Here is a 5,039-nt window from a genome sequence, read left to right as displayed (position 1 = left end):
GCCGAAATAATCCCTTCGGGACGCGACTGGCTGTCCCGCAGGCCGACCCGTTTTCGAGCTTTACGCGCGTTGGTTCGTGGCTTACTTTTGTGCGCGATAGGGTGATTTTATGAATGTAACTTTAGCTGTGTTGGGATTGAGCGGTGGCGAACTGGTCCTCGTGCTGGTTGTCATTCTGGTGTTGTTTGGCGCCAGACGGATTCCTGAATTCGCCAAAGGACTTGGCAAAGGAATCACTGAGTTCAAGAAAGCTTCGCGCGAAGTGACCGACGAAATCGAGCGTGCGGTGGAGGAACCCCCTCCGCAACCACCCAAAGCGCCGCCGTCCAACTCCAGCGCTGAGAACACCTCTCAACCTTCCGCTGTGCCCAAAGCCTGATTGAGTTCAAGCGGCAGGTGTCATGGCCGATTCCACTGAAGAGCTGCGTCCAGAGGAGGACGGTGGCGGGCCCGTAAAGACGTTTCTCGAACATCTCGAAGACCTCCGCTGGATGCTGATCAAAAGCGGCGCTGCGCTGCTGGTCGGCATGATCGTTTGTCTGTACGCGACTCACCAGGTCGTATCTGTTCTAAAAAGACCGCTCCAACGTGCAGCTTTGATCCAGGTGGGACACACGCAAAAGGCGTTGGTCCGCCTGGGAACGAATACGTTGGCCACCCTTGACTCACCCACGAACCGGGTCGGCTCTCTCGATTTGGGAACAAACCGGCTCGTAATTATCCAGGTCGAACCCTTCGAAACCGGCACCAACATTCTGGTCTCACTGCGCGTGGATACAAATCCGCCGCTGGAAGACTTGCTCGCCAGCGCGACAGACTTGGTGTATTTGGACCCGGCCGCGCCGTTTCTGTCGTCGTTGCACCTCGCATTCTTTGCAGGCATCCTGCTGGCGGCACCATTCATAATTTATTTTGTAGCGCAGTTCGTGTTGCCCGCTTTGAAGATCAGGGAAAAAAAATACGTCCTCCGCGCGTTTGGCGTCGGCGTTGGCCTGTTTCTGGTAGGTGTCTGTTTCTGCTATTTTTTCGTGTTGGCGCGAGCGCTGAAATTCGCCGAGCTGTTCGCGTTGTGGATGGGCGTGAAGGTGCCGGTGTGGCGTGCAGAGACCTATTTCAGTTTCGTCACTAAGTTCATGCTCGGAATGGGACTTGGTTTCGAGTTGCCGGTTGTGCTGCTTGCTCTGGTGAAAATAGGTATCCTCGATTACAAGAAGCTGTCTGCCATGAGACGTTACATGGTTGTCATCAACCTGGTTCTTGGCGCGTTGCTGACGACACCGGAAGTGTTTACCCAGGTCGTGATGGCCATTGTGCTGCAAATGCTTTACGAAATCAGCGTGTGGATCGCCTGGTACTGGGAGCGCAAGGAGAGGAAACAGGCGGCTGAGGCATAGTCTTCCCGTATTTAGCGTGAGTTTTCGTCTAAACGACAAGCAAAACAGGCTTTACAAGTTTTTGTTCTGCGCTAACTTGAAAGCAACAAGACGACAATCTATGCGTAACTTACTTACCGTTTTCGCCGCTTCGGCGGGGCTGGCTCTTTTTGCGACCGGCTGCGCGAGCGGGCCGGGAGGCTTTGCGTTCGAACAGAAGTTCGGTCGCGGCATGCGCAACTTCACCGAGTTCGCGCGCGGTGGCGAGATTCGGCGTTCCATGGAGCAGACCGCGCTGCTCGACACCCCGGACATGGCTTACACCACCGGTTTTATTCGTGGCTTCAATCGGAGCCTGGTGCGGACTGGCGTCGGCGTCTATGAAATGGTGACCGCGCCGTTTCCATCCTACGATCCCGTGTTTACAGACTATCTGACCGTTGATCCGGTTTATCCCGACAGTTACACCCCGCATCTGCTGGCCGATCCGACTTTCGGACCAGATACCGCGCTAGGATTCAGCGGGGGTGACGTCGCGCCCATGTTTCCGGGCAGCCGATTCCGCATTTTCGACAACTGATTCGTCCGAATTTCACCGGCGCCAACATTTCGTTGTTGGCGCCTTTTTTGTTGATGACGCTGACCAGAAAATCACCCTGCAAGATCAACCTGTTGCTGAACGTCCTGGCCAAGCGCGCCGACGGTTTTCATGAACTCGAGACGGTGATGCAGCCAGTGCCCTTGTGCGATGAACTGGAGTTGAAGCGCGGCGGCAGCCGGATTGAACTAACCTGCAACGAAAGGTCTCTGCCACTGGACTCGGCGAATCTCGTTTATCGGGCCGCCGCCGCGTTTCTACAGACCGCGGAAGTCGGTGAAGGAGTGAGGATTCATTTGCAAAAACGAATCCCCGTGGCTGCGGGGCTGGGCGGCGGAAGCGGCAATGCGGCCAATGCGTTGCTCGCACTGAACGAGTTGTTCGGCGGGCCATTGACCATTGAACAATTGAAGCGGATCGCCACTTCGCTTGGTTCGGATGTGCCGTTCTTTCTTCAAAACGGGCCGGCATTGGCCACGGGTCGAGGAGAGAACATCGAGCCGCTGGGCTGCTTTCCGGCGTTGCGGGGCGTCTTCGCTTTGCTGATCCATCCAGGCTTCGGAATTTCCACCGCCTGGGCCTACCAGGCATTGAAGAAGTGTTCTGCTCCCTTGGAGAGCCGTCCCGGTCGGGGACAAAAACTCATCTCACTGCTGCGGTCTGGCGACCTGAAAACCGCGGCAAAGGAGTTTTACAATTCGCTCGAAGCTCCCGTGCTGAACAAGTATCCGCTTCTGGCCCTGTTCCAGGAGTCCTTGAGATCAAACGGAGCAACGGCGACGATGATGTCGGGCAGCGGTTCGACGACGTTTGCGCTAGTGGAAGGACAAGACGCCGCCGCCGAATTGCTGGAAAGGTTCAAGTCCCGGTTCGGGGAAAACTGCTGGACGGCGATCGTGGGGTTGTAATCGCTTCGAACACCCAGCGCTTTACAACTCCGCCAATGTTGACTCCTGGATCGAACGTTACCGTCCCGTTTCCGCGAGAGGCAGCCACGTTTCGATTTCGTGATACACGTTGGAAGCGGCCTGGTGTGCCTTCGTTGCCAATCCGACGATCTCGTTCAATTCCAATCGCGGACAGGCCGTCTTGATAAGACCCGTCGCTTCCAGAATATCTTTGAGAGGACGCAACAGGCCACCCAAAGAACCCGATTTGATTACCTCCCGCGTTTCACATGGGCTTCTGTCCGTTTGTTCGTGAGGCTGTTGCCGCTTGTTTAAACATTTGTCGATGATGACGGCCAGCTTGTCGGTGCTGAACGGCTTTGCAAGAAAGGCGTCGGCTCCCCTTTCGGTCGCCTGGGGTCCGGATTCCATGACCGCAAAGCCCGACATCAAAACGAATGGCAACGATGCAATCTTGGGATCTCTCCGGACCGCGTAAAGCACGAGGTTGCCGCCCACACCTTGCAGCTCAACATCGCAAAGGATCAGGTCGGGCTCTTGGGCTCGCGCGATTTGAACCCCCTGCGCGCCGCTGGAGGCCTGCAACACCTCGAACCCTCGCTCCTCAAGGGTAGCCACCAAGGTCGCCCGGAAACTCTCATCGTCTTCGATGATCAGTATCTTGTTCATGTTCATAAGCAGGTCTCTCTTAGAGATGACACTGCTTTGTGTAGCAAGAGACCTGCCGTCATCAATGACGGAGACGACGCCACAACTAATGGGGAACGAGGCCGTTATGCCACGATTGGTATGCGTGTCCAAGCGTCGCACGATCGTCGGAACCGCTTAATCTTCTGAACCGGGCAATGTTGCGCCGTTTCGAGGCACTGTGTCCTTATCTGCACCGCGGACATAATGTCAGCGCGGGACTGCAGAACGGCGACAGTCGGATGAGGGCGATGTGACCCACCGGGATAGCCCGGGATTCGGATTTTGTTTGCCGGCCAACGCAACAAAAATCTGCCAAGTCATCCGCTTGCATCTCATTGCCGATTCGATTACAAGTCGGGCGGTGCTGGAAGGATTGATTCTGCTTTCGTGTGAAGTTGAGCGTCCGTTTTGTCCGATGGTGTAATGGTAGCACAGAGGTCTTTGGAGCCTTTAGTCGTGGTTCGAATCCACGTCGGACAGCCATCGATCAGTGCCAGTGGCCAGGTTCCCAGAGCCAGTCGTGTCGCCGGTGCACCCACTGCCCGCGTGTCCAGATTGCGCCGGAGTGAGGACGTATGATCCACCGCCCTGGTTCCCAAACCCAGCGCCCGTGCCAGACCCAGTAACCTTCGGTCCAGACGTATTCGCGACCGGGGGCCGCGGGAACGACTTCCACCTGCGGGGAAGGCGGCGCTTCCGCTACGACAACTCCCCGCGGATGCTCACGGACGACCAGGCAACCATTGGTCAACAAGAAGCCCGCGCAGACAACCCTCGGCAAACATTTTACCGCTTTCATGGGATTCCATCCTTCACAATTCGTTTCGCTTCCACCGGGCTGCTTAACGCGCAGACTGGTTTCCACGGCGGAAGGTTACGCGCCGGAGTTCAATCTTCTGAGAACAGGTATTCCAGATCGTCCTTCGACAGACTGCGCGCGAAACCCTCCTCGCCGAGGACGTCGCTGATGGTTTGCGCTTTGCGTTGCTGCAGCTCCCAGATCTTTTCTTCAACCGTTCCCGGTGCGATAAGCCGGTAGGCGTTGACAGTGCGGGTCTGGCCGATGCGATGTGAGCGGTCAATGGCCTGCGCTTCAACGGCCGGGTTCCACCAGGGATCGTAAAGCACCACGTAGCTGGCAGTGGTCAAATTCAACCCGGTGCCGGCCGCGCGGAGACTGAGCAGAAAGACCGCCGCGCTTTGATCGTCCTGAAAAGTGTTCACAACCTCCTGCCGGTCCTTGGTTTCGCCGGTCAGGATGTGCGTCGGTATCCCGCGCAGTGAACATTCCTTTTCCAGGATCTGCAGCATCTGAACAAACTGGCTGAAGACGAGGACTTTTTGACCTTCTGCGAGAAGCGGCTCCAGAAGCTCGAACAGTGTTTCGGTTTTGCCGGAGGCCGAATCGTTGCCGACCAGGTCCGGGTGGCAGCAAATCTGGCGCAGGCGCGTGAGTGCGGCGAGAACGTG

At 56.7% G+C, this 5,039-nt stretch carries 7 protein-coding genes and 1 tRNA gene; 5 read left to right on the top strand and 3 right to left on the bottom strand.

Annotated features, from left to right (window positions below; translation table 11 throughout):
* The first annotated feature begins 109 nt into the window (after positions 1-109).
* The 4 genes from tatA to ispE all read left to right on the top strand — a co-directional run bounded on the left by tatA (position 110) and on the right by ispE (position 2,879).
* A complete protein-coding gene (gene tatA / locus VN887_09340) occupies positions 110-379 on the top strand; it encodes a twin-arginine translocase TatA/TatE family subunit (GenBank protein ID HXT40214.1) in 270 nt (89 codons plus the stop codon).
* Between the two features lie 22 nt (positions 380-401).
* The gene (locus VN887_09335) at positions 402-1,394 is read left to right on the top strand and encodes a twin-arginine translocase subunit TatC (GenBank protein HXT40213.1); all 993 of its coding nucleotides are present in this window, start codon (positions 402-404) and stop codon (positions 1,392-1,394) included.
* A 100-nt stretch (positions 1,395-1,494) separates the two neighbouring features.
* Positions 1,495-1,953 (top strand): exosortase system-associated protein, TIGR04073 family, encoded by a 459-nt coding sequence (locus tag VN887_09330; protein HXT40212.1) that lies wholly within the window; start codon positions 1,495-1,497, stop codon positions 1,951-1,953.
* Between the two features lie 53 nt (positions 1,954-2,006).
* A complete protein-coding gene (gene ispE / locus VN887_09325) occupies positions 2,007-2,879 on the top strand; it encodes a 4-(cytidine 5'-diphospho)-2-C-methyl-D-erythritol kinase (GenBank protein ID HXT40211.1) in 873 nt (290 codons plus the stop codon).
* Positions 2,880-2,936: 57 nt separating this feature from the next.
* Here the strand turns inward: ispE and VN887_09320 are convergent, their stop codons facing one another.
* Positions 2,937-3,680, bottom strand: a complete 744-nt coding sequence (locus VN887_09320; protein ID HXT40210.1) for a response regulator — start codon at positions 3,678-3,680, stop codon at positions 2,937-2,939.
* Between the two features lie 298 nt (positions 3,681-3,978).
* Between VN887_09320 and VN887_09315 the strand changes: the two genes are divergently transcribed.
* Positions 3,979-4,052: transfer RNA gene (locus VN887_09315), tRNA-Gln, on the top strand.
* Positions 4,053-4,056: 4 nt separating this feature from the next.
* On the opposite strand, the gene VN887_09310 is transcribed toward VN887_09315, so the two are convergent.
* Positions 4,057-4,368 (bottom strand): hypothetical protein, encoded by a 312-nt coding sequence (locus VN887_09310; protein HXT40209.1) that lies wholly within the window; start codon positions 4,366-4,368, stop codon positions 4,057-4,059.
* Positions 4,369-4,457: 89 nt separating this feature from the next.
* The coding region (locus VN887_09305; GenBank protein HXT40208.1) for a C-terminal helicase domain-containing protein at positions 4,458-5,039 on the bottom strand (582 nt) is incomplete at its 5' end.

The organism is Candidatus Angelobacter sp., assembly GCA_035607015.1.
In the GTDB taxonomy this organism is placed as follows: domain Bacteria; phylum Verrucomicrobiota; class Verrucomicrobiia; order Limisphaerales; family AV2; genus AV2.
Note: the sequence above shows the minus strand (reverse complement) of the source record. Positions and strands in the feature narration are given on the sequence as shown.

Bases quoted from the DNA above. Each gene is read 5' to 3' on its own strand.
- tatA (HXT40214.1), top strand. From the start codon at position 110: ATGAATGTAACTTTAGCTGTGTTGGGATTGAGCGGTGGCGAACTGGTC.
- VN887_09335 (HXT40213.1), top strand. From the start codon at position 402: ATGGCCGATTCCACTGAAGAGCTGCGTCCAGAGGAGGACGGTGGCGGG.
- VN887_09330 (HXT40212.1), top strand. From the start codon at position 1,495: ATGCGTAACTTACTTACCGTTTTCGCCGCTTCGGCGGGGCTGGCTCTT.
- ispE (HXT40211.1), top strand. From the start codon at position 2,007: ATGACGCTGACCAGAAAATCACCCTGCAAGATCAACCTGTTGCTGAAC.
- VN887_09310 (HXT40209.1), bottom strand. From the start codon at position 4,368: ATGAAAGCGGTAAAATGTTTGCCGAGGGTTGTCTGCGCGGGCTTCTTG.